Raw genomic sequence first — 21,367 nt, 5'->3', positions numbered from 1 at the left:
GCGTTATCGATTAAGCTATCGATTAGAAAATGCAAAAATTGTTCACTTATTCATCCGAAAAGCGAGAATATGCATTGACAGCACGCCCCGAGATCTCTAGAATTCAGCGTCCTTTTTCGATGGGCTTTTCTGGTGAAAACACCACATTGTTCTGGCAACAGCATAATGTGTTACCAAAAACGCCTATGTTTAACTAAATATAAGTGAGACTTTGGTCATGAAAAGAACATTTCAACCGAGCAATCTAAAGCGCAAGCGTTCTCACGGTTTTCGTGCTCGTATGGCGACTAAAAATGGTCGTAAAGTACTAGCAGCTCGCCGTGCAAAAGGCCGCGCTCGTCTTTCAGCTTAATTGAAAGACGCCAAAGTGGGCGAGAATAATTTTTCTAGGGAGTTACGTCTGTTAACTCCCACCCACTTTACCTATGTGTTTGATAACGCAACCCCAGCTGTATCTCCCTCTTTTACTGTCCTAGCCAGAAAAAATACACTTTCAACTCCTCGTTTAGGCATTACGCTCGCGAAAAAACGTATCCGTAAAGCTCACGATAGAAATCGTTTGAAGCGATTAGTCAGAGAAAGTTTTAGGCATAAACAGCACAACTTACCCAATGTCGATATTATCGTTATTGGCAAGTCTGGCGCTGACAACCTTAGCAACCAAGAAGTTTTCGCTACATTGGACAAGCTATGGAAAAAATTAAACAAGCGTTGCGGCAACTCTTAATTGCAGTGCCATTGGCATTGATAAAATTTTATCAATGGTTCATTTCCCCTATGTTAGGGCAACGATGTCGTTTCCATCCTTCTTGTTCTTGGTATGCTATAGACGCATTAAAAACGCACGGATTAGTAAAAGGCGGTTGGTTATCTATTAAACGCATATTAAAATGCCACCCTTTGCATGCCGGCGGATATGATCCAGTGCCGGAAAAACAACAAGATAAACACTCAAAATAAAGAGACCTCTATGGAATCGCAACGTAGTTTTCTGATAATTGGCCTTGCGCTAGTTAGCTTTTTGCTTTGGCAATCATGGCAAAAAGATTATGGGCCACAGCCAGTTGTGCCTGTTGAGCAACAACAAACGCAAGAGACATCACAAGGCGTACCGTCATTTAATGAAAATGGCAGCGAAGATGTACCTAGTAGTGATAGCGTTCCTGCTGCACAACCTATCGCAGCGGCGCAAAGCTCAAACCGCATTATTGAAGTTAAAACCGATACGCTAGATTTACGCATCGATTTGCTAGGCGGCGATGTGGTATCAGCAGACTTACTTAAGTTTCCGGTAGAGCAAGGTTCGGATATTCCTTACAGCCTACTTCGCTCTGGCAACGGTCTCTATGTAGCGCAAAGTGGTCTAATCGGTGCTCAAGGGCCTGATGCAAGCAGCAGTGGCCGCCCGGTGTATAATGCACAAAGTGACTATTATGAAATGACTAGCGACACCCTTGTTATTCCTCTTACATGGAAAAACAACCAAGGCTTGTCAGTTACCAAAACCTTCACTTTCACTAAAGGTCAGTACGACGTAAACGTAAGCTATAGCGTGGAAAATGGTACTGGCAGCGCAGCAACGGTTCAACCGTACGCACAGCTTAAGCAAGTGATGGAGTTTGAAGACGACGGTAACATGTTTATGCCAACGTACCGTGGTGCTGCATTTTCAACGGAAGATGACCGCTACCAGAAGTACTCGTTCGACGAGATTGAAGATGACAACCTACGCGAAACCACGAAAGCGGGTTGGGTTGGCATGCTTGAACATTACTTTGTATCAGCATGGGTACCTTCACAAGAGCAAACTAACACGCTTTATTCTCGTAATCTGAAAAATCAGTATGCGGTAATTGGTGTATTATCGCCGTCTGAGAGCGTAGCGCCTGGTGAAACCAAAACCCTTGCGTCTACCCTTTACATGGGTCCTAAAGATCAAGAAAGCCTAGCGAAAATTGCGCGCGGATTAGACCTAACCGTTGATTACGGTATTCTTTTCTGGATTTCACAGCCGCTGTTCGCCCTTCTTACCTTCCTTCATAGCCTAGTTAATAACTGGGGTGTGGCAATTATCCTTATCACTATTGTAGTGAAAGGCGCGATGTACTGGCTAACTAAGAAGCAATACGAGTCAATGGCACGTATGCGCAACTTAGCACCTAAGATGCAGCAGCTAAAAGACCGTTTTGGCGACGACAGACAAAAAATGTCTCAAGCTATGATGGAGCTTTACCGCAAAGAGAAAGTAAACCCAATGGGCGGTTGCTTACCTCTTCTTCTGCAAATGCCTATCTTCCTTGCGCTTTACTGGGTACTGATGGAAAGTGTTGAACTACGCCATGCAGACTTTGTGCTTTGGATCACTGACCTTTCTACAAAAGACCCATACTTTGTGCTGCCAATTCTAACTGGCGCAAGTATGTACCTATTGCAAAAACTTCAGCCAACCACCATTACTGATCCAATGCAGCAGAAAATCATGCAATGGATGCCGGTAGCAATGAGTGTATTCTTCCTGTGGTTCCCTGCAGGTCTGGTACTATACTGGCTAGTCAGTAACGTGATTACCTTGGTTCAAGCCAAAATGATTTATGCTTCAATGGAGAAGCGGGGCATCAGCAGTAAATAACACGCTGATCAATGAATTATACAGCCCGCCTATGCGGGCTGTTTTGTCTTAAGAGGAATAACCTGTGCCATCATTTGATATTGTTTCTGAAATCAACATGGAAGAAGTACGCAACGCCACTGAAAACGCAAGCCGTGAGCTATCAACGCGTTTCGACTTTCGCGGTATTGACGCGAGCTTTGAGTACAAAGAAAAAACCGTGGTCATGAAAGCTGAAGCTGAATTCCAACTTCAGCAAATGGAAAGCATGTTTAGAACGGCGATGTCTAAACGTAACGTCGACACTTCATCTATGGATGTTAAACCCTACGATGCCCACGGTAAAACTTACCGTCAGACCATTACCTTTAAAGAAGGTATTGAGCAGCCGATGGCGAAGAAGATTGTGAAGCTGGTGAAAGACGCCAAAATCAAAGTGCAAACGGCTATTCAAGGCGAAGAACTTCGCGTAACAGGTAAAAAGCGTGATGATTTGCAGCAAGTGATTTCACTGGTTAAAGAGTCGAACTTAGGCCAACCTTTCCAATTTAAAAACTTCCGCGACTAATTATGGAATCACTTACCCTTTCTACCGACACTATTACCGCACAAGCGACAGCGCCCGGTCGTGGCGGCGTAGGTATAGTACGTGTTTCAGGTCCTAAGGCTAAAGCCATCGCAGAGGCTTTAGTACCAAGCGCACTAACACCACGTCTTGCGACCTATACGCCGTTTGTTGATGCTAACAACAGCGTAATAGACCAGGGCATAGCACTGTTTTTTAAAGGACCTAACTCATTTACCGGTGAAGATGTACTTGAACTGCAGGGCCATGGCGGTCAAGTTGTCATGGACATGCTGATTGATGCCGTGCTTGCAACGGGCGATGCCCGGCTTGCCAATCCAGGTGAATTCAGTGAACAAGCCTTTTTAAATGATAAATTAGACCTTGCGCAAGCAGAGGCGATTGCCGACTTGATTGATGCAAGTTCTAAACAGGCAGCAAAAAGTGCGCTGCGCTCGCTACAGGGTGAGTTTTCTACACAAATTCAAACGCTATCTGACCAAATCGTGCATCTTCGTATGTACGTAGAGGCGGCCATCGATTTTCCTGAAGAAGAAATTGATTTCTTATCTGATGGGAAAGTATCAGGTGACTTAAGCGCAATTATGCAAAGCTTAACCAAAGTGCGCGAACAGGCTAAACAAGGCACCTTGTTGCGCGAAGGTATGCAGGTGGTGATTGCGGGGCGACCTAACGCCGGTAAATCGAGCTTATTAAACGCCCTGGCAGGACGAGATAGCGCCATTGTTACCGATATAGCCGGTACCACACGAGACGTGCTTAAAGAGCATATTCACATTGATGGTATGCCGGTGCACATTATCGACACAGCAGGACTTCGAGAAAGCCCAGATAAAGTGGAACAAATTGGTATTGAGCGCGCGTGGCAAGCTATCAATGAAGCTGACCACGTATTATTCGTTGTAGACTCTACCGCAACTGCTGTTATCGACCCTTATGAAATATGGCCAGAATTTATGGCCCGATTGCCACAAGGCATCCCCGTTACCGTAGTTCGCAACAAGGCCGACCTTAGTACCTTAGATATTGGACAAAGCACAGTTGCCACCGAGCAAGGTGATATCTCAGTTATCAATCTATCAGCCAAAGAAGGTAGCGGCGTCGACACGCTAAAAGCACATCTGGCCAAAACCATGGGCTTCGATACTACAACTGAAGGTCAATTTATTGCGCGCAGACGACACATAGATGCACTCGACCAAGCCTACAGTTATGTAAGCACTGGCGAACAACAACTGCATGATGCTATGGCGGGTGAGTTGCTTGCTGAAGAATTGCGCTTGGCTCACCAGGCACTATGTGAGATAACCGGTGAATTCACGTCAGACGATCTACTTGGTAAGATTTTTTCATCGTTCTGTATCGGCAAATAGCGTGACCATAAAAGTAAGAAGGTGAATAACCTACGGGATAAGCCGCACTTACGTTAAGACGACAATCGTAAATAGAGAAGCAACCCATTAATGAGCAAGCATTTTGAAATCATCGTCGGCACCATGTTAGGTGCCGCAGAATATGTGGCTGATGCCATTGCGGAAAAACTTGATGCGAGCGGGCACACCCACACTATTCACTTAGAACCAAATTTAGATGAGATTAAAACAGAATCAACGTGGATCGTGTGTACATCAACCCACGGTGCTGGCGAATTACCTGACAACATCCAGCCGTTCGCAAAGCAGTTAGAGGGCGCAGATTTAAGCGCAGTAAACGCCTACGTTATTGGGCTAGGTGACACCAGTTACGACACCTTTTGTTTCGGCGCAAAAGAAATGGAAAAACACATTAAAAACGCAGGTGGCACGTTAATTACCGACGCACTATACATCGATGTGCTAGAACACCCTATCCCTGAAGATGCCGCCGTAGAATGGTTTGACGAAAAGCTGGCCAATGCTTAACAAGCGTTTTTACGTGGAACCAATGCGATGAACAGCAACCTTACCCAAGCTGAACTGGCGGCGTTGCAATCTCCCCTTTCTAACGATTGCCGGGTACTGTATTTACTTGGGCTTCGAACAGGTGCAAATTCGGCAACGACATCGTCGGCACCTATTGATTATAAGCAATTATTGAATTTGCTAAACGGCGACAGCAAAGACGAGCCTTACCAACGCGGTCGTCAAATCAATAGCTTGGTGAAGCAGCTTGAACAAGTGGGTTTGGTTGCCCTGCCCCTTGAACTTGATCTTGAGCATACAATCAACGGGAAAACCCTACTTCTTCCGCTTCTAAGCGAGCCGCAGTCAGACTTCGACCAACTACATTCCCGTCATAGCGCCATGACCCCTAATTGGACGCCCAACAAGGCGTTGTTTGAAGAAATGGCCTCGCTACTTGGTATTATCGATAAAACATTTGATGACAACGAAGTGGGTGAATTCATTGCTTATTGGTTGGGAAGGCCAAGTTCGGTGTTTAGCGAATTTCAATGGACACAAAAGTTTGCCAACAATATCAAGCGAAAGCGTCTCGCTTCAGGCTACGCCCCAACAAAAGTGGTGGGAACACAACAAGTGAAAGTTGCAGCCGGCATAGAAGCAGATGATAATGCTAGAAAGCTGGTGGAAAAGTATGCCGCAACTAAGAAGAGTTAATTCGTTATGGATCGTATAACCGACAAAATTGCTAATTTAGCGAGAGCGCTCAACAAAGACGTCGATCCCAATCGTGAATACATCGACTATAAAACGCTGCGTAAGCAGTACGAGGCGAAAGCGAACGAAGAAGTATCACAACTACAGCAGCGTAGTAAAAAAGCGCGTGTAGAGGCTATTCATGGCCGTTCTGATCTGAATCCTAAATGGACCTTCGCCAACTTAGTTGAAGACAGTGACGATGTGATTGAAGCCGTATCGATAGCTCAGTCTTTTATTGCTGCCCATGACGACCCTGCATGGCGTCAAAGCGGCTCGCATATGATGCTGTTTTACGGCGATTACGGTCGTGGTAAATCACATATTGCCGGTGCTATTGCCCATCAACTTATAGAGCAGTACGAAATATCAGTGCTTTATCGTCAACTGTCTACACTGCTTGAAATGCGCAATTTCTCGTTTGATTTTGGGGCTTCAGACAACGCAGGACAGCGCTTTAGGGAGATCAATCAGGAACTGCTAGACGTCGATCTGCTTATTCTTGATGAAGTGTGTGTAAACGAAAGTGTGTTAAAGAAGAATGCGCAAAGCTGGTTTGGTAACCTGCTAAGACAGCGCTTAGTAAACAAGAAAAACTGTATTTTGATCACCAATCACAATTTAGCCGAACTTGAAAATGCCCTTGGCCCCTATTGTTTTGAGTCGATTAAAGAGTACGACACTTACAAGGTTAGGTTTCAAGGCCCGAGCCGCCGTGAAGGCTTAACCATTGAACAAGAAGACATGCAAGGCTCTGTTTCACAGCCACGCTATCAACCCAACCAGGTGCGTTAATAGCACCTGGTTTCCCCTCTCTCGAAACCTAGCCCTTACTCTGCTAGGTCTTTTCCTTCATTAAACCTTATTGCATGTTCCTGTTGTGCTAAGTAATAGCGAATCACTTAGTCTGTTGATCCCGCTTTTTACCAAAACGATACGGTTTCAATTCATAGATACACTCAACGATCTCCTTCAGTTAAACAAATAACCATTCTTTCAGACCCACTTCTACCTTATAAAAGTGACTGAATTTTGGTCAGCTCCTATGTTTTTCTCCTGAAAAATGGGCTGTTTTGAAAAAATAATCTTGTCGTTCATAAAAACGTGCAGTTTTTTTGAAGGTGTTGATAAATGCGATCGGGCGATCTAATCACAGCTTTTGGAAAAGATCTCCTCCACAATGTGATCACGCTATAACGCACGTATCTACACGATCTTTTGATCGCGATACATAAATAGCAAACATTTTATCCCCAGTTGGATCACATCTTGATCACCCCTGTGGATAGGATCCTACAAACCACTGTGCATAAGCTTTGATCGAAAAAAGAATAACTTTTCAAACGATTCGGGGTGTGGATAAAAAGGCCATTTATACACAAGTTTGAGATAGGGTTATGGATCGGGGTTTCCCAATGTTATTGATCGCGTAACTTGATGATCTTTATGTGCTTTGATCGGTTACCCACAGATCTTGATGATCCTAATAAAAGTAAAAATAAACAGATCTAAAAGAGATCTTAAGATCTTATAATTCGATCACACCTTTTCAAAAACAGGTTTTGAGGAAAATTTAATCATTTTCTTTATCCAATAAGTCAGATAAAATACGCGCCCTTTTTTCAGCAGTCTCTGCGTGGGAAAAATTAGTTTTTAATCGGCTTATCGTAAGTTAATAGTGAGGTTTAACCATGTTTTATGCTGAAGCATTTGATGTCATCGTTGTAGGTGGTGGACATGCAGGTACAGAAGCGGCACTTGCAGCTGCTCGCATGGGTGCAAATACGCTGTTGCTCACTCACAATATTGAGACGATAGGCCAGATGTCGTGTAACCCTGCAATTGGTGGGATCGGTAAAGGTCATCTTGTAAAAGAGATCGATGCGTTAGGCGGTGCAATGGCACTGGCTATCGACAAAGGCGGTATTCAGTTTAGAACATTGAATTCTTCTAAAGGCCCAGCTGTTCGTGCAACGCGTGCGCAAGCTGACCGTACGCTTTACAAAAACGCCATTCGCGACATTGTTGAAAATCAAGAAAACCTAACCCTGTTCCAACAGAGCGTTGACGATCTGATTGTTGAAAACGATCAGGTATGCGGTGTTGTTACGCAAATGGGCTTGAAGTTTAAAGCCAAGTCAGTGGTACTGACAGTGGGTACTTTCCTTGGCGGAACCATTCACATTGGCCTTGAAAACTATCGCGGCGGTCGTGCCGGCGATCCACCGTCTATCGCACTTGCAGATAGACTACGTGCCCTTCCGTTTCGTGTTGACCGTTTAAAAACTGGGACACCAGCAAGACTTGATGCTCGCTCGTTAGATTTTTCTGTAATGCAGCCTCAACCTGGTGACAATCCTACGCCGGTATTTTCGTTCATGGGTGATAGAACTATGCACCCTACACAGATCCCGTGCTATATCACCCACACTAACGAAAAAACCCACGATATCATTCGCGGGGGATTAGATCGCTCACCCATGTTTACAGGGGTTATCGAAGGTATCGGACCGCGCTATTGCCCAAGTATCGAAGATAAGATCACCCGTTTTGCAGATAAGACATCGCATCAAATTTTTGTTGAGCCAGAAGGTTTAAACAGCATTGAAGTTTATCCAAATGGTATTTCAACCAGTTTGCCATTTGACGTACAGATGAACCTTGTCCGCTCGATCAAAGGTTTTGAAAATGCGCACATTGTTCGTCCGGGTTATGCAATTGAATACGATTTCTTTGATCCACGCGATCTGAAACAAACACTGGAAACGAAGTTTATTCGAGGTTTGTTCTTTGCTGGCCAAATTAACGGTACTACTGGCTATGAAGAAGCGGGTGCGCAAGGGTTAGTAGCAGGCGCAAACGCAGCGCTACAAGTTCAAGAAAAAGACCCGATGATTTTACGCCGCGACCAAGCATACATGGGCGTACTTATCGACGACTTAGCCACCATGGGTACGAAAGAGCCGTACCGCATGTTCACTAGCCGTGCAGAATACAGACTACTGCTTCGTGAAGACAATGCCGATAGCCGTTTAACCGCGATGGGCCGAGAGATTGGTCTTGTTGATGATGCGCGCTGGGCGAAATTTAACGACAAGATGGAAGCGGTAGAAAGTGAGCTGCAGCGTCTACGCGGTCAGTGGATCCACCCTGATCACGCGGCAACGCCGGAACTCAATACCATGCTGAAAAATCCGGTGAGTCGTGAACATTCTCTTGAAGAACTGATCCGTCGACCTGAAATGACTTACGGTCAGTTAATGGAAATTGAAAGTGTTGGCCCAGGTCTTGAAGATCCGGTTGCTGCAGAGCAAGTGGAAATTCAAATTAAGTACGCTGGCTACATTGCCCGTCAAATGGATGAAATCGCGAAAACGCAGCGACACGAAAACACCCTGTTGCCGGTTGATATGGACTTCAGCAAGATTTCCGGCTTGTCGAACGAGGTTGTAGCCAAGTTAACCGAAGCCAGACCGGAAACAATCGGTAAAGCATCGCGTATTTCGGGCATTACCCCGGCGGCCATCTCTTTACTGCTGGTTTACCTTAAAAAACACGGCATGTTGCGCAAGCAAGAGAAAATCAGTGCGTAAAACACGCGCTTAACTCAACACATTACTCACAGCGCTTAGTTTTTCCTATTTATTCGCGTATTATGATAATCATAATTGCCTAAACTATGCGAAAACTAGAAAAACTCGGCGCTTTTCACACTGTCCCATTGCACCAATTTACATTCGTTGTGCGGCTTTGATGAATTCAGGTGCATTTTTCAAGCGCACTTGTATCGAGCATGAAGAGCTGCAGTAACAAACGGCTGTAAATGAGCGGCAAATAACGATTCGCCACGCGTGTTTATGGTATGGACTGTGTAGAGCAAAAAACATTAACGCGAACAGACAGATTTTTCGATGACGATACAGCAAGAATTGCACACCATTTTGGTGTCTGGACTCGATGCCCTTTCACTAGATTTAAGTGATAAGCAACAGCAGCAGTTAGTTGACTATGTGCTGCTTATGGACAAATGGAATAAGGCGTACAACCTGACTTCTGTGCGCGATCCTAAGCAAATGATGGTGAAACACATTCTAGATTCGCTGGCGATTGTGCCCTTTCTTGATGGTAACAATATCATTGATGTTGGAACGGGCCCTGGCCTTCCAGGTATGCCGTTGGCAATCGCGTTTCCAGATAAATCATTCACATTGCTTGACTCATTGGGCAAGCGTGTACGGTTTATGACCCAATGTGTGCACACGCTTGGATTAACTAACGTAACTCCTGTGCAAAGCCGCGTTGAAGAGCATAATGGCGATACGCCTTACGATATTGTGCTAAGCCGAGCTTTCGCTTCGCTAAAAGATATGTTGCACTGGTGTCAGCATCTGGTAGATTCAGAAGGTCAATTTTTGGCGCTTAAAGGTCAGTTTCCACAAGATGAGATAGACGAAGTGAGTGATCACTTCCATGTGAGCAAAACGGAAAACCTCACTGTGCCAAATTTGGTAGGCGAACGACATCTGGTTTGGCTAAAAAAGAAATAGCCGAAAAATAGAAATAGACGAGAACAGGATCTAACGTGGCTAAGGTAATCGCGATCGCGAATCAAAAAGGTGGTGTTGGAAAGACAACCACTGCAGTTAACGTGGCAGCGTCAATGGCAGCAACCAAACGTAAGGTGTTGCTCATTGATCTCGATCCACAAGGTAATGCGACCATGGGAAGCGGCGTTGATAAATACGACGTTGAATCTACGGCATTTGAATTGTTGATTGAAGAAAAGCCAATTAACGATGTTATCGTTAAAGCGACAAGCGGCAAGTATGACCTCATCGCGGCGAACGGTGACGTAACCGCGGCAGAAATCAAGCTGATGGAAATGTTTGCCCGTGAAGTAAGGCTTCGCAATGCGCTGAAGCCCGTTATGGATTACTACGATTTTGTCTTTATCGACTGCCCGCCTTCGCTAAACCAGTTAACGGTGAACGCCTTGGCGGCTGCCGATTCGGTAATGGTGCCTATGCAGTGTGAATATTATGCACTAGAAGGCCTCACTGCCCTTATGGATACCATTCAAAAATTGGCATCCGTAGTGAATCCAGAATTGAAGATTGAAGGCGTATTGCGTACTATGTACGACCCGCGCAATCGCCTTGCTAACGACGTTTCAGAACAGTTGAAGCGCCATTTTGGTGAACAGGTTTATCGCACGGTTATTCCGCGCAATGTTCGTCTAGCTGAAGCACCAAGCTTCGGTACGCCAGCGATGTACTATGATAAGTCTTCGACAGGCGCTAAAGCCTACTTGGCACTGGCGGGTGAAATACTGCGTCGTAGGGACAAAACAACGCCTGCACAGGCAAAAGCAAGTTAAACGACAATAAGCTGAACACTATCAGCACATGCCATAGAGGACACTATGTCAGCACGTAAAAGAGGCCTTGGCCGCGGTTTAGATGCGCTACTCGCAACCAGCCAATCATCTGCTCAAAAAGAACAAGATGCCGCCGAGGTAAATTCAACCAACGGTGAGTTGAGTAAACTCCCTATTGAATACTTAGTGCCGGGCAAGTATCAGCCTCGAAAAGACATGTCACCTGAGGCATTAGAAGAATTGGCATCGTCCATTCGTGCGCAAGGTATTATTCAGCCTATCGTAGTGAGAAAAGTCGACGAGCACCGCTATGAAATCATTGCCGGTGAACGTCGCTGGCGAGCTTCACAACTGGCACAGCTAGACGAAGTGCCTTGTTTGGTTAAGAACGTGCCTGACGAAGCGGCAGTGGCCATTGCGCTTATCGAAAATATCCAGCGTGAAGATTTAAATGCTATGGAAGAGGCGCAAGCCCTCGACCGTTTAATGAATGAGTTCGCGCTTACCCATCAAGAAGTTGCTGAAGCGGTGGGCAAATCACGCACCACAGTGACAAATTTACTTCGTCTGAATAATTTGAACGACGACGTGAAACTGTTAGTCGAGCATGGCGATATTGAAATGGGTCATGCTAGAGCGCTGTTAGCGCTAGAAGGTGATACCCAGTCTGAAACTGCGCAAGTAGTATCGGGCAAAGGTCTTACCGTGCGCGATACAGAAAAGCTTGTTAAAAAGCTTTTGGAGCCAGCTAAACCTAAGCCTGAGAAGAAAGTTGATCCCGATGTGCAAAACCTTATGACACGACTTTCAGAAAATTTAGGCACTCCTGTGAGTATTGACCACAATGCGAAAGGCAAAGGCAAGCTGACAATTAGCTTTAGCGACCTTGAACAATTAGATGGAATTATCTCTAAAATTCAATAGTTTAAAATAAAATTACTAGAGAAGCTCCCTTTGCCAACCCGCAATTGATACGCTGTTCGGTGCAAACACCGGACACTCTCCTTTCCGGTTATAGCAATAGAAAATTTTCAGAATAACTTTCAAAAAGCGTTGTACTGTTGAAAATTGTCGGTAAAACAGTATACTTCTGACGCTTTTTGTAAGACGTGAACAAGCTGCGAGTAAAAGTGACGAACAAGTTAGCAAAACGCGGGTTAGACCTCGCCAAGAAAGGGCTACTTTTTCAGGCTATTACAGCCCTAGTCGTTACCGCTTTCGCAGGCGCCGCAGGGGGAAGTCATTCCGCCATGTCGGCAGCGGCAGGCGCTTTAATCAGCATTCTGCCGAACAGTGTTTTTATGGCTTTCGCGTTTCGTTACGCAGGTGCCAGTAAAAACGACCTTGTTGCACGGAGTTTTAGCCAAGGCTCAAAATTGAAGCTGGCACTGACAATCATTTTATTTGTAATTGCTTTTAAAGGCTTAAACGCCGCGCCATTAGAGATTTTCATGGCATTTGTGATTACAACCGCTAGCCACGGGCTAGCCATGTTTCATTACGGTACGAAAGAATAAAGACAGCGCGAGGCGTTGCGATAACGAAAACAACGTATTCGACCGATTGAGACAAAAGAACCAGTCACCAAATTTTTACACTTTACAACTTGGGTTAAACAATGGCATCTGAATACACTACCTCAGAATACATCAAGCACCACTTGACCAATGCCACCATGTGCTCAACTGACAACGGAATTGCTTTTAACAAAGCGTGTTCTGACGCCGGTTTTTGGGCATGGCATGTTGATACACTGGCATGGTCTATCGGTCTTGGTCTTCTTTTCCTAATTATCTTTAGAAGCGTTGCTTCAAAAGCGACAACCGGCGTACCTGGCAAAATGCAGGCGTTTGTTGAGCTTGTTGTTGAGTTTGTTGACGACAACGTTAAAAGCACTTTCCATGGTAAGAGCGCACTTATTGCGCCATTAGCACTGACTATCTTTGTATGGGTATTGCTAATGAACCTTATGGACTTGGTGCCAGTTGATCTTATTCCATGGGTATCTGGTCTTATCGGCCAAGCGGCTTTTGGCATGGATCCACACGACGTTTACAACAAGGCAGTTCCAACCACTGACCTTAACTTAACGTTCGCACTGGCTTCAGGCGTGTTTATTCTTATTCTTTTCTATTCAATCAAGATGAAAGGCATTGGCGGTTTTGCAAAAGAACTGACTATGCAGCCTTTCGGTCACCCTATCTTTATTCCGGTGAACTTTATTCTTGAAACCGTTACTTTGCTTGCGCGTCCGCTTTCACTAGCACTGCGTTTGTTCGGTAACTTGTATGCCAGTGAGCTAATCTTCATTTTGATTGCTACAATTGGTTATTTCCAGCTTCCACTGCACTTCATGTGGGCTGTGTTCCATATTCTGGTACTTCCGCTTCAAGCGTTTATTTTCATGATGCTTACCATCGTGTACTTAAGCCTGGCGTGTGAAGACCACTAAGCATTAACGGGTGTCGGTTTTGATTTTTAATCGACACCGTTTTTACAGAGTTTGACTTTTAAACATTAACTTTAAATTTAACTTAAATCGGAGACGTAAATGTTATACATCGCTGTTGCACTACTGATTGGTCTTGGTGCCCTAGGTACCGCTATTGGTTTCGGTCTACTAGGTGGTAAATTCCTTGAATCTGCTGCTCGTCAACCTGAACTAGCACCTCAACTACAAGTTAAGATGTTCATCGTAGCGGGTCTTATCGACGCCATCGCGATGATCGGTGTTGGTATCGCTCTATACCTATTGTTCGCTGTTGGTGCCTAATTCTACTAAACACTTTTTTAGCGAACTTTAAGAGGAGGGGCGATTGTGAATTTTAACGCCACTTTTATTGGTCAATTAATCGCCTTCGCTGTGTTCGTGGTGTTCTGCATGAAATATGTATGGCCTCCACTAATGGCAGCGATTGAAGAACGTCAGAAGAAAATTGCCGATGGGCTTGAAGCTTCTGAGCGTGCAGAGAAAGACCTAGAGCTTGCTCAAGCGAAAGCTACTGAGCAATTGAAAGATGCGAAAGCGCAAGCAGCTGAAATTATCGAGCAGGCTAAAAAGCGTGCCAACCAATTGGTTGACGAAGAAACGCAAAAAGGCCATGCGGAACGCGAAAAGATTATCGCTTCTGGTTATGCCGAGATTGAAGCTGAACGCAATCGTGCCAAAGAAGATTTGCGCAAGCAGGTTTCTGCACTTGCAGTAGCTGGCGCACAGCAAATCTTACAACGTGAAATCGATGCAAACGCACAAAACGACATTGTTGAAAAACTTGTCGCTGAGCTTTAATAGGGAGATGAGCCATGTCTGAATTGACAACCGTTGCTCGTCCTTATGCTAAAGCTGCTTTCGATTTTGCTGTCGAGAAAGACGCCGTTGCAAAATGGCAAGAAATGCTCGCCTTTGCAGGCGCTGTAGCAGCGAACGATGACATGCACCAGCTTTTGTCTGGTGCGGTTGCCGCTGACACGCTTGCCGACATTTTTAACAATGTTTGTGGTGAGCAACTCGACGAACACGGCCAAAACCTGGTTAAGGTTTTGGCTGAGAATAAACGTTTAGCCGCGTTGCCTGAAATTTCTACTTTGTTTGATGCATTTAAAGCAGATTACGACAAAGAAATAGAAGTGGACGTAACCTCAGCATCTACGCTGACTGATGCGCAACAAAATGAGTTGGTTGCATCTTTGGAAAAACGTTTGGCACGTAAAGTGAAGCTTAATTGTAACGTGGACCCTGCCCTGATCGCTGGAATGGTAATTAATGCCGGCGATACAGTTATTGATGGTTCCGTAAAGTCGAAATTGAACCGTCTAGCAGACGCGTTGCAAGCATAACGGGGATAAGAGCATGCAACTTAATTCCACTGAAATTGCTGAACTGATCAAGAAAAGAATTGAACAGTTCAATGTAAGCAGTGAAGCACGTAATGAAGGTACTATCGTCGCAGTAACTGACGGTATTATCCGCATTCATGGCCTTGCAGATGTAATGCAAGGAGAAATGATCGAGCTTCCTGGAAGCCGTTACGCAATTGCACTAAACCTTGAGCGAGACTCTGTAGGTGCAGTTGTTATGGGTCCTTATGCGGACCTTAAAGAAGGCGATAAAGTACAATCTACTGGTCGTATTCTTGAAGTACCAGTAGGTAACGCACTACTAGGTCGTGTTGTAAACACACTAGGTGAGCCTATCGATGGTAAAGGCGCAATCGATGCAGCTGGTTTCGAACCAGTTGAAAAAATTGCACCTGGCGTAATCGAGCGTCAATCGGTAGACCAGCCAGTACAAACTGGTTATAAGTCAGTTGACGCCATGATCCCAGTAGGTCGTGGTCAGCGTGAGCTTATCATCGGTGACCGTCAGTGTGGTAAAACAGCAATGGCTGTTGACGCTATCATCAACCAAAAAGGTACAGGCATTAAGTGTGTGTACGTAGCGGTTGGTCAGAAAGCATCTACTATCGCTAACGTAGTACGTAAACTAGAAGAGCACGGTGCACTTGACCACACTATCGTGGTTGCAGCATCTGCATCTGAGTCTGCTGCGCTTCAATACCTAGCGCCTTACTCTGGTTGTACTATGGGTGAATTCTTCCGTGACCGCGGTGAAGACGCGCTAATCGTATATGATGATTTGTCTAAGCAAGCTGTTGCTTACCGTCAAATCTCACTACTACTTAAGCGTCCACCAGGCCGTGAAGCTTACCCAGGTGACGTATTCTACCTTCACTCACGTCTACTAGAACGTGCTGCACGTGTAAACGAACAATACGTTGAGCGTTACACAAACGGCGAAGTGAAAGGTAAGACAGGTTCATTGACTGCGCTTCCAATTATCGAAACGCAAGCTGGTGACGTATCTGCATTCGTACCAACTAACGTAATCTCAATTACCGACGGTCAGATCTTCCTAGAAACTGACTTGTTTAACGCAGGTATCCGTCCAGCGGTTAACGCTGGTATCTCGGTATCTCGTGTTGGTGGTGCTGCACAGACTAAAATCATCAAGAAGTTGGGTGGCGGTATCCGTCTAGCCCTAGCTCAGTATCGTGAACTTGCGGCGTTCTCGCAGTTTGCTTCTGACCTTGATGATGCAACTCGTGAGCAACTTGAGCACGGTGAGCGCGTAACTGAGCTAATGAAGCAGAAGCAGTACGCACCACTTTCAATTGCTGATATGGGTGTATCTCTGTTCGCGGTAGAAAAAGGTTTCCTTAAGGGTATCGAGCTTAACAAAATCCTAGATTTTGAAGCCGCTCTTCACTCTTACATGAACAGCGAACACGCTGACCTTATGAAGACTATCAACGAATCAGGTAACTACAACGACGAGATTGCCTCTAAGTTGAACGACGCTTTAACAAACTTTAAAGCGACACAAACTTGGTAATCAATGGTGCTGGTGTTTAACCACCAGCGCAATTCGTTGAGTAATCGGAGAGATAGTCATGGCCAGCGGTAAAGAAATAAAAGGTAAGATTGGGAGTATCAAAAATACTCAGAAGATTACCAGTGCGATGGAAATGGTTGCTGCGTCTAAAATGAAAAAGGCGCAGGAACGCATGGCTTCTGGCCGTCCATATGCACAAAATATGCTTAAAGTGATTGGTCACATTGCAAACGGTAACCTTGAATATCGCCATCCTTATTTGGAAGAGCGTGAAGTCAAGCGCGTCGGTTACATTGTGATTTCCACTGACCGAGGCTTATGTGGTGGCTTGAACACCAATGAATTTAAGCTCGTCACTCAAGACGTCAAAAAATGGCGTGAACAGGGTGTAGAAGTGGATTTCGCTGCATTAGGTTCTAAGGCGTGCAGTTTCTTCAACCGCTTTGGTGGCAAGTTGCTTGCTGCTGAATCTGGTTTAGGTGACAAGCCGTCTGTGAGCGATGTAGTGGGTGTTGTACGCGTTATGCTTAAAGCGTACGACGAAGGACAAATTGACCGAGTATTCTTGGTATTCAATGACTTCGTTAACACCATGACACAGAAACCTGTGATCAATCAGTTATTGCCTTTGCCAAAGTCAGAAGACGAAGAATATCAACATCGTTGGGACTACATCTACGAGCCAGATCCAAAAGAAATTTTGGAAGCACTAATGGTTCGTTACATTGAGTCTCAGGTGTATCAGGGTGTTGTAGAAAACGCGGCGTCAGAACAAGCTGCGCGAATGGTTGCCATGAAGGCAGCAACCGACAACGCCGGTAACCTCATTGATGAGTTACAACTGGTATATAACAAAGCGCGTCAGGCTGCAATCACACAAGAAATCAGTGAGATTGTGAGCGGTGCCGCAGCGGTGTAGGCAAAGGTTTAAAAGAGATAACGAGGACAAATTATGAGTCAAGGTAAGGTCGTCCAAATCATTGGCGCCGTTGTGGATATTGAATTTCCACAAGATGCGGTACCAAGAGTTTATGACGCACTACGAGTTACCGAAGGTGACTTGTCAGGTCTAACCCTGGAAGTGCAACAGCAATTAGGTGGTGGTGTTGTTCGTGGCATCGCACTAGGTACTACTGACGGACTAAAACGTGGTCTTGCAGTAGAAAATACCGGTAACCCAATCATGGTTCCAGTTGGTACGAAGACACTTGGTCGTATCATGGACGTATTGGGTAACCCAATCGACGAAGCAGGCCCAATTGGTGAAGAAGAGCGTATGTCTATTCACCGTGAAGCGCCTAGCTACGAAGATCAGTCTAGCTCGGTAGAACTACTAGAAACTGGTATCAAAGTAATCGACTTGGTTTGCCCATTCGCTAAGGGTGGTAAAGTTGGTCTATTCGGTGGTGCGGGTGTAGGTAAAACCGTAAACATGATGGAACTTATCCGTAACATCGCAATCGAGCACAGCGGTTTCTCAGTATTCGCTGGTGTTGGTGAGCGTACGCGTGAGGGTAACGACTTCTATCACGAAATGAACGAATCAAACGTACTTGATAAAGTATCGCTTGTATACGGTCAGATGAACGAGCCACCGGGTAACCGTTTACGTGTTGCACTTACCGGTCTAACAATGGCTGAGAAGTTCCGTGACGAAGGCCGTGACGTTCTATTCTTCGTAGATAACATCTATCGTTATACCCTAGCAGGTACTGAAGTATCAGCACTTCTAGGTCGTATGCCATCTGCGGTAGGTTACCAGCCTACTCTTGCAGAAGAGATGGGTGTACTTCAGGAACGTATTACGTCAACGAAGACAGGTTCAATCACTTCAATCCAAGCGGTATATGTACCTGCGGATGACTTGACTGACCCATCTCCAGCGACAACCTTTGCTCACTTGGATGCAACGGTAGTACTTTCTCGTGATATCGCGTCTCTTGGTATCTATCCTGCGGTAGACCCACTAGATTCAACGTCTCGTCAGCTAGACCCGCTAGTAATTGGTCAAGAGCACTATGACGTAGCACGTGGCGTACAGACTGTTCTTCAGCGCTATAAAGAGCTGAAAGACATCATCGCGATCCTAGGTATGGACGAACTATCTGAAGAAGACAAGCAAGTGGTATCACGTGCTCGTAAGATTCAGCGTTTCCTATCTCAGCCGTTCTTCGTAGCAGAAGTATTTACTGGTGCACCTGGTAAATATGTATCGCTAAAAGACACAATCAGTGGCTTTAAAGGCATTCTAGACGGTGAGTACGATCACCTTCCAGAGCAAGCCTTCTACATGGTTGGTTCTATCGAAGAAGCGCTAGAGAAAGCCAAGAAAGCATAATGACAGGGCTAGCAGTTGCTAGCCTAGCATCATGCTAACGTACCTAATCAGGAGGTTCACATGGCAATGACAGTACATTTGGACGTAGTAAGCGCGGAGAAAGCGATTTTCTCAGGTCGCGTTGAAGCGATTCAGGTGACAGGTAGCGAAGGTGAGCTGGGTATTCACCCAGGGCACGCGCCACTTATCTCTGCTATTAAACCTGGTATGGTGCGTTTGGTTAAACAGCACGGTGAAGAAGAAGTAATCTATGTTGCAGGTGGTGTACTAGAAGTACAACCTGGCAATGTTACCGTACTGGCTGATACCGCGGTTCGAGCTGAAGATCTTGACGAGCAGGCAGCAGAAGAAGCCAAACGACGTGCAGAAGAGCACATCGCCAACCCAGGCGCTGACTTTAACTACGCTGAAGCAGCTCACGAGCTTGCAGAAGCTATTGCTCAACTTCGTCTTATTCAGAAGTTACGCAAGTAAAAAGCACAGCTTTGAAAAAACCCGCCAAATGGCGGGTTTTTTATTGCCGAACGAAAAGTGGTCGTTCACATTCTCTTACGTTTATTTTTATTGCTATCGCACTACACAAAGCTTATCGTTAGAGCGTTTTAACCGATTTAAATTAAAACGTAATCGGCGCTAATTCTAGTGCCACCTTTGCCTGTAACGAATTATAGAAATGAAGCTTAACCCGTATTCCAACATGCACAAAGGTGCCTCTATTGGATTTTTTCCTCTGCTAACAACACTGATTTTACTTTCAGTGCATTATTTTACGGGTGCGTTAGATTGGCCTGAAGTGGGAAATGTACGTGCACAGCGCGACTTCAACTCTGCTATTGGTATGTCGCTTATTACAGGATACTTTTGGTTTGCGCTTCGTTTAATGCATCAAAACGTGGCTAGCACCCTTATTTCTTTGCTTGTAAAAACCAACCAGCTTAGTCAGTTTTCGGCGCATAGGCGAGAACTCGCCATTGAATTTAGACACCATATTTTCAATGCAATCATCATTTCTATTATGATCACGATTGTGTACTGCATATTCGAAGGATTGATCACGGTAAAACAAGAAATACACGTTTTATTCTTAACGGCCACAGCCGTCCCCTTTTGGTTCTTGGCCATTTTATTTTTGTTTCAGATTTCCTCCAACATTAAGTACCTAACTTCTAAAGTTTTGCCCCAAGCCGGTGGAAATATTGACCGACTTAAGTCCATCATGACGATTTTAAAATTAGGAACAACTAACAGCATATTTGCGATGGGGGCACTGGCCATCTTTCCTATCTTTTGGTTGAAAAAAGACATTCCTTCCATTGATGTACTAGTAGTGACGTTCTTCACGGGGATAGTGAGCGTTTATCTATATTGGCCGGTAATAAAGCTTAAAAGTATGCTTGAGAAAGAGCAGAAAGCTGCTGTTCTGCACCTAGAGGAAAACATAGAAGACGGTATTAAACGATGTGCAAAGCACGAAGAATTCTCTACAGCTGCGTCAATTGAGCAACTAGAAAGCGAAAAAGAACGAGTCTTAAAAATGGGGGCGCGGGTTTTTGCCCCAAGAGATAAGGCAAGAGTGGCTGCGTGTATTGCGTTAATACCGATTTCATGGGTTCTATTGTTCATTGTTGAATGGTTAATTCAACTCCCTCGCTACCATTAGTCTATTCGGGTCTGTTGTTCTTTGCCTTATATTTTCGCAGCGGTCTATGTGGTATCTAGACAAGGCTCGCTTAATCCCTTCTCGCACCCTAACAGCTATTAATAATTGTCGTATTCACATTGCGTTGGTATGGTAAATCTTCTTAGGTCATAGAGATATCATTGTGCGAATATACGGCGACACGCGTTCAGGAAACTGTTACAAGCTCCAACTGCTTCTTTCTTTGTTAGGTAAAACCTGCGAATGGATTGATGTGGACATTATGAAAGGAGAGACACGCGCTCCTTCTTTCCTAGAAAAGACCCCTAATGGGAAAATTCCGTTGCTTGAACTAGACGACGGCAGGGTGTTGTCAGAATCCAATGCCATCATGCACTATCTAGCATCTAACACTCCTTTAATCCCCTCTTCTCCCTATAGTTTTTCGCAACTTTTACAGTGGCAGTTTTTCGAACAATACAGTCACGAGCCTTATATCGCCGTTGCTCGTTACATCAATGTTTATTTAGGGCTACCCGAGGACAGGAAAGCGGAGTACGAATCTAAACAAGCGGGTGGATATCGCGCACTAGCTGTCATGGAGCATCAACTTAAAATTACGCCGTTTTTGCTAGGTGACACGTTAACTCTTGCGGATATTTCGTTGTTTGCCTATACCCACGTTGCCCACGAGGGCGGGTTTGACCTTTCCGCCTATCCTGCCATTCGAAATTGGATAAGTTTAGTCAAAGATCAAAAGGGCTTCGTTCCCATGAACGCGTAATGTGCGC

25 protein-coding genes are annotated in these 21,367 nt (G+C 45.1%); all 25 read left to right on the top strand.

Annotated elements, in window-relative coordinates:
• The first annotated feature begins 29 nt into the window (after window positions 1-29).
• The 25 genes from MASE_RS20100 to MASE_RS19680 all read left to right on the top strand — a co-directional run bounded on the left by MASE_RS20100 (window position 30) and on the right by MASE_RS19680 (window position 21,360).
• Window positions 30-197, top strand: a complete 168-nt coding sequence (locus MASE_RS20100) for a hypothetical protein (RefSeq protein ID WP_155279887.1) — start codon at window positions 30-32, stop codon at window positions 195-197.
• Between the two features lie 20 nt (window positions 198-217).
• On the top strand, window positions 218-352 hold the full coding sequence (gene rpmH, locus MASE_RS19790) for a 50S ribosomal protein L34 (protein WP_014290886.1): 135 nt from the start codon (window positions 218-220) through the stop codon (window positions 350-352).
• Window positions 353-367: 15 nt separating this feature from the next.
• On the top strand, window positions 368-727 hold the full coding sequence (rnpA, locus tag MASE_RS19785) for a ribonuclease P protein component (protein WP_015000154.1): 360 nt from the start codon (window positions 368-370) through the stop codon (window positions 725-727).
• Window positions 712-960: a membrane protein insertion efficiency factor YidD gene (yidD, locus tag MASE_RS19980; protein WP_014951464.1), complete on the top strand. Its 249-nt coding sequence runs from the start codon at window positions 712-714 to the stop codon at window positions 958-960. Before rnpA ends, yidD begins: the two co-directional genes overlap by 16 nt.
• Before the next feature lie 10 nt (window positions 961-970).
• Window positions 971-2,629 carry a membrane protein insertase YidC gene (gene yidC, locus MASE_RS19780; RefSeq protein WP_014951463.1) on the top strand — a complete coding sequence of 553 codons (1,659 nt, stop codon included), beginning with the start codon at window positions 971-973 and terminating at the stop codon, window positions 2,627-2,629.
• A 64-nt stretch (window positions 2,630-2,693) separates the two neighbouring features.
• Window positions 2,694-3,176, top strand: a complete 483-nt coding sequence (locus MASE_RS19775) for a YajQ family cyclic di-GMP-binding protein (RefSeq protein WP_014951462.1) — start codon at window positions 2,694-2,696, stop codon at window positions 3,174-3,176.
• A 2-nt stretch (window positions 3,177-3,178) separates the two neighbouring features.
• A complete protein-coding gene (gene mnmE / locus MASE_RS19770; RefSeq protein WP_014951461.1) occupies window positions 3,179-4,567 on the top strand; it encodes a tRNA uridine-5-carboxymethylaminomethyl(34) synthesis GTPase MnmE in 1,389 nt (462 codons plus the stop codon).
• A gap of 90 nt (window positions 4,568-4,657) precedes the next feature.
• The gene (gene mioC, locus MASE_RS19765) at window positions 4,658-5,095 is read left to right on the top strand and encodes an FMN-binding protein MioC (protein ID WP_014951460.1); all 438 of its coding nucleotides are present in this window, start codon (window positions 4,658-4,660) and stop codon (window positions 5,093-5,095) included.
• A 27-nt stretch (window positions 5,096-5,122) separates the two neighbouring features.
• Complete coding sequence (locus MASE_RS19760) at window positions 5,123-5,791, top strand: DnaT-like ssDNA-binding domain-containing protein (RefSeq protein ID WP_014951459.1); 669 nt, start codon at window positions 5,123-5,125, stop codon at window positions 5,789-5,791.
• Window positions 5,792-5,797: 6 nt separating this feature from the next.
• Entirely contained in the window at window positions 5,798-6,625 is an 828-nt protein-coding gene (locus tag MASE_RS19755) for an ATP-binding protein (protein WP_014951458.1), read from the top strand.
• A gap of 896 nt (window positions 6,626-7,521) precedes the next feature.
• Complete coding sequence (gene mnmG / locus MASE_RS19750; RefSeq protein ID WP_014951457.1) at window positions 7,522-9,423, top strand: tRNA uridine-5-carboxymethylaminomethyl(34) synthesis enzyme MnmG; 1,902 nt, start codon at window positions 7,522-7,524, stop codon at window positions 9,421-9,423.
• A 318-nt stretch (window positions 9,424-9,741) separates the two neighbouring features.
• Window positions 9,742-10,377 (top strand): 16S rRNA (guanine(527)-N(7))-methyltransferase RsmG, encoded by a 636-nt coding sequence (gene rsmG / locus MASE_RS19745; protein WP_014951456.1) that lies wholly within the window; start codon window positions 9,742-9,744, stop codon window positions 10,375-10,377.
• Window positions 10,378-10,412: 35 nt separating this feature from the next.
• Window positions 10,413-11,207 carry a ParA family protein gene (locus MASE_RS19740; protein WP_014951455.1) on the top strand — a complete coding sequence of 265 codons (795 nt, stop codon included), beginning with the start codon at window positions 10,413-10,415 and terminating at the stop codon, window positions 11,205-11,207.
• Window positions 11,208-11,252: 45 nt separating this feature from the next.
• Window positions 11,253-12,131, top strand: a complete 879-nt coding sequence (locus tag MASE_RS19735) for a ParB/RepB/Spo0J family partition protein (protein WP_014951454.1) — start codon at window positions 11,253-11,255, stop codon at window positions 12,129-12,131.
• A gap of 206 nt (window positions 12,132-12,337) precedes the next feature.
• Entirely contained in the window at window positions 12,338-12,724 is a 387-nt protein-coding gene (locus MASE_RS19730; RefSeq protein ID WP_014951453.1) for an ATP synthase subunit I, read from the top strand.
• A gap of 101 nt (window positions 12,725-12,825) precedes the next feature.
• On the top strand, window positions 12,826-13,659 hold the full coding sequence (gene atpB / locus MASE_RS19725; protein WP_012520223.1) for a F0F1 ATP synthase subunit A: 834 nt from the start codon (window positions 12,826-12,828) through the stop codon (window positions 13,657-13,659).
• Window positions 13,660-13,758: 99 nt separating this feature from the next.
• Window positions 13,759-13,980, top strand: a complete 222-nt coding sequence (gene atpE, locus MASE_RS19720) for a F0F1 ATP synthase subunit C (protein WP_012520222.1) — start codon at window positions 13,759-13,761, stop codon at window positions 13,978-13,980.
• A gap of 45 nt (window positions 13,981-14,025) precedes the next feature.
• Window positions 14,026-14,496 (top strand): F0F1 ATP synthase subunit B, encoded by a 471-nt coding sequence (atpF, locus tag MASE_RS19715; protein WP_014951452.1) that lies wholly within the window; start codon window positions 14,026-14,028, stop codon window positions 14,494-14,496.
• Window positions 14,497-14,510: 14 nt separating this feature from the next.
• Entirely contained in the window at window positions 14,511-15,044 is a 534-nt protein-coding gene (atpH, locus tag MASE_RS19710) for a F0F1 ATP synthase subunit delta (protein ID WP_014951451.1), read from the top strand.
• Between the two features lie 13 nt (window positions 15,045-15,057).
• The gene (gene atpA, locus MASE_RS19705) at window positions 15,058-16,599 is read left to right on the top strand and encodes a F0F1 ATP synthase subunit alpha (RefSeq protein ID WP_014951450.1); all 1,542 of its coding nucleotides are present in this window, start codon (window positions 15,058-15,060) and stop codon (window positions 16,597-16,599) included.
• A gap of 58 nt (window positions 16,600-16,657) precedes the next feature.
• A complete protein-coding gene (atpG, locus tag MASE_RS19700) occupies window positions 16,658-17,518 on the top strand; it encodes a F0F1 ATP synthase subunit gamma (protein WP_012520217.1) in 861 nt (286 codons plus the stop codon).
• Between the two features lie 33 nt (window positions 17,519-17,551).
• Window positions 17,552-18,937, top strand: a complete 1,386-nt coding sequence (atpD, locus tag MASE_RS19695) for a F0F1 ATP synthase subunit beta (protein ID WP_014951449.1) — start codon at window positions 17,552-17,554, stop codon at window positions 18,935-18,937.
• A 60-nt stretch (window positions 18,938-18,997) separates the two neighbouring features.
• Window positions 18,998-19,411: a F0F1 ATP synthase subunit epsilon gene (locus tag MASE_RS19690; RefSeq protein WP_014951448.1), complete on the top strand. Its 414-nt coding sequence runs from the start codon at window positions 18,998-19,000 to the stop codon at window positions 19,409-19,411.
• Window positions 19,412-19,610: 199 nt separating this feature from the next.
• On the top strand, window positions 19,611-20,597 hold the full coding sequence (locus MASE_RS19685; protein ID WP_014951447.1) for a hypothetical protein: 987 nt from the start codon (window positions 19,611-19,613) through the stop codon (window positions 20,595-20,597).
• Between the two features lie 163 nt (window positions 20,598-20,760).
• Window positions 20,761-21,360, top strand: a complete 600-nt coding sequence (locus tag MASE_RS19680; RefSeq protein ID WP_014951446.1) for a glutathione S-transferase family protein — start codon at window positions 20,761-20,763, stop codon at window positions 21,358-21,360.
• The last annotated feature ends 7 nt before the right edge of the window (window positions 21,361-21,367 follow it).

The sequence above is a fragment of the Alteromonas macleodii ATCC 27126 genome (genome assembly GCF_000172635.2).
GTDB classification, from domain to species: domain Bacteria; phylum Pseudomonadota; class Gammaproteobacteria; order Enterobacterales; family Alteromonadaceae; genus Alteromonas; species Alteromonas macleodii.
This window is presented reverse-complemented; position numbering and strand designations above follow the sequence as displayed.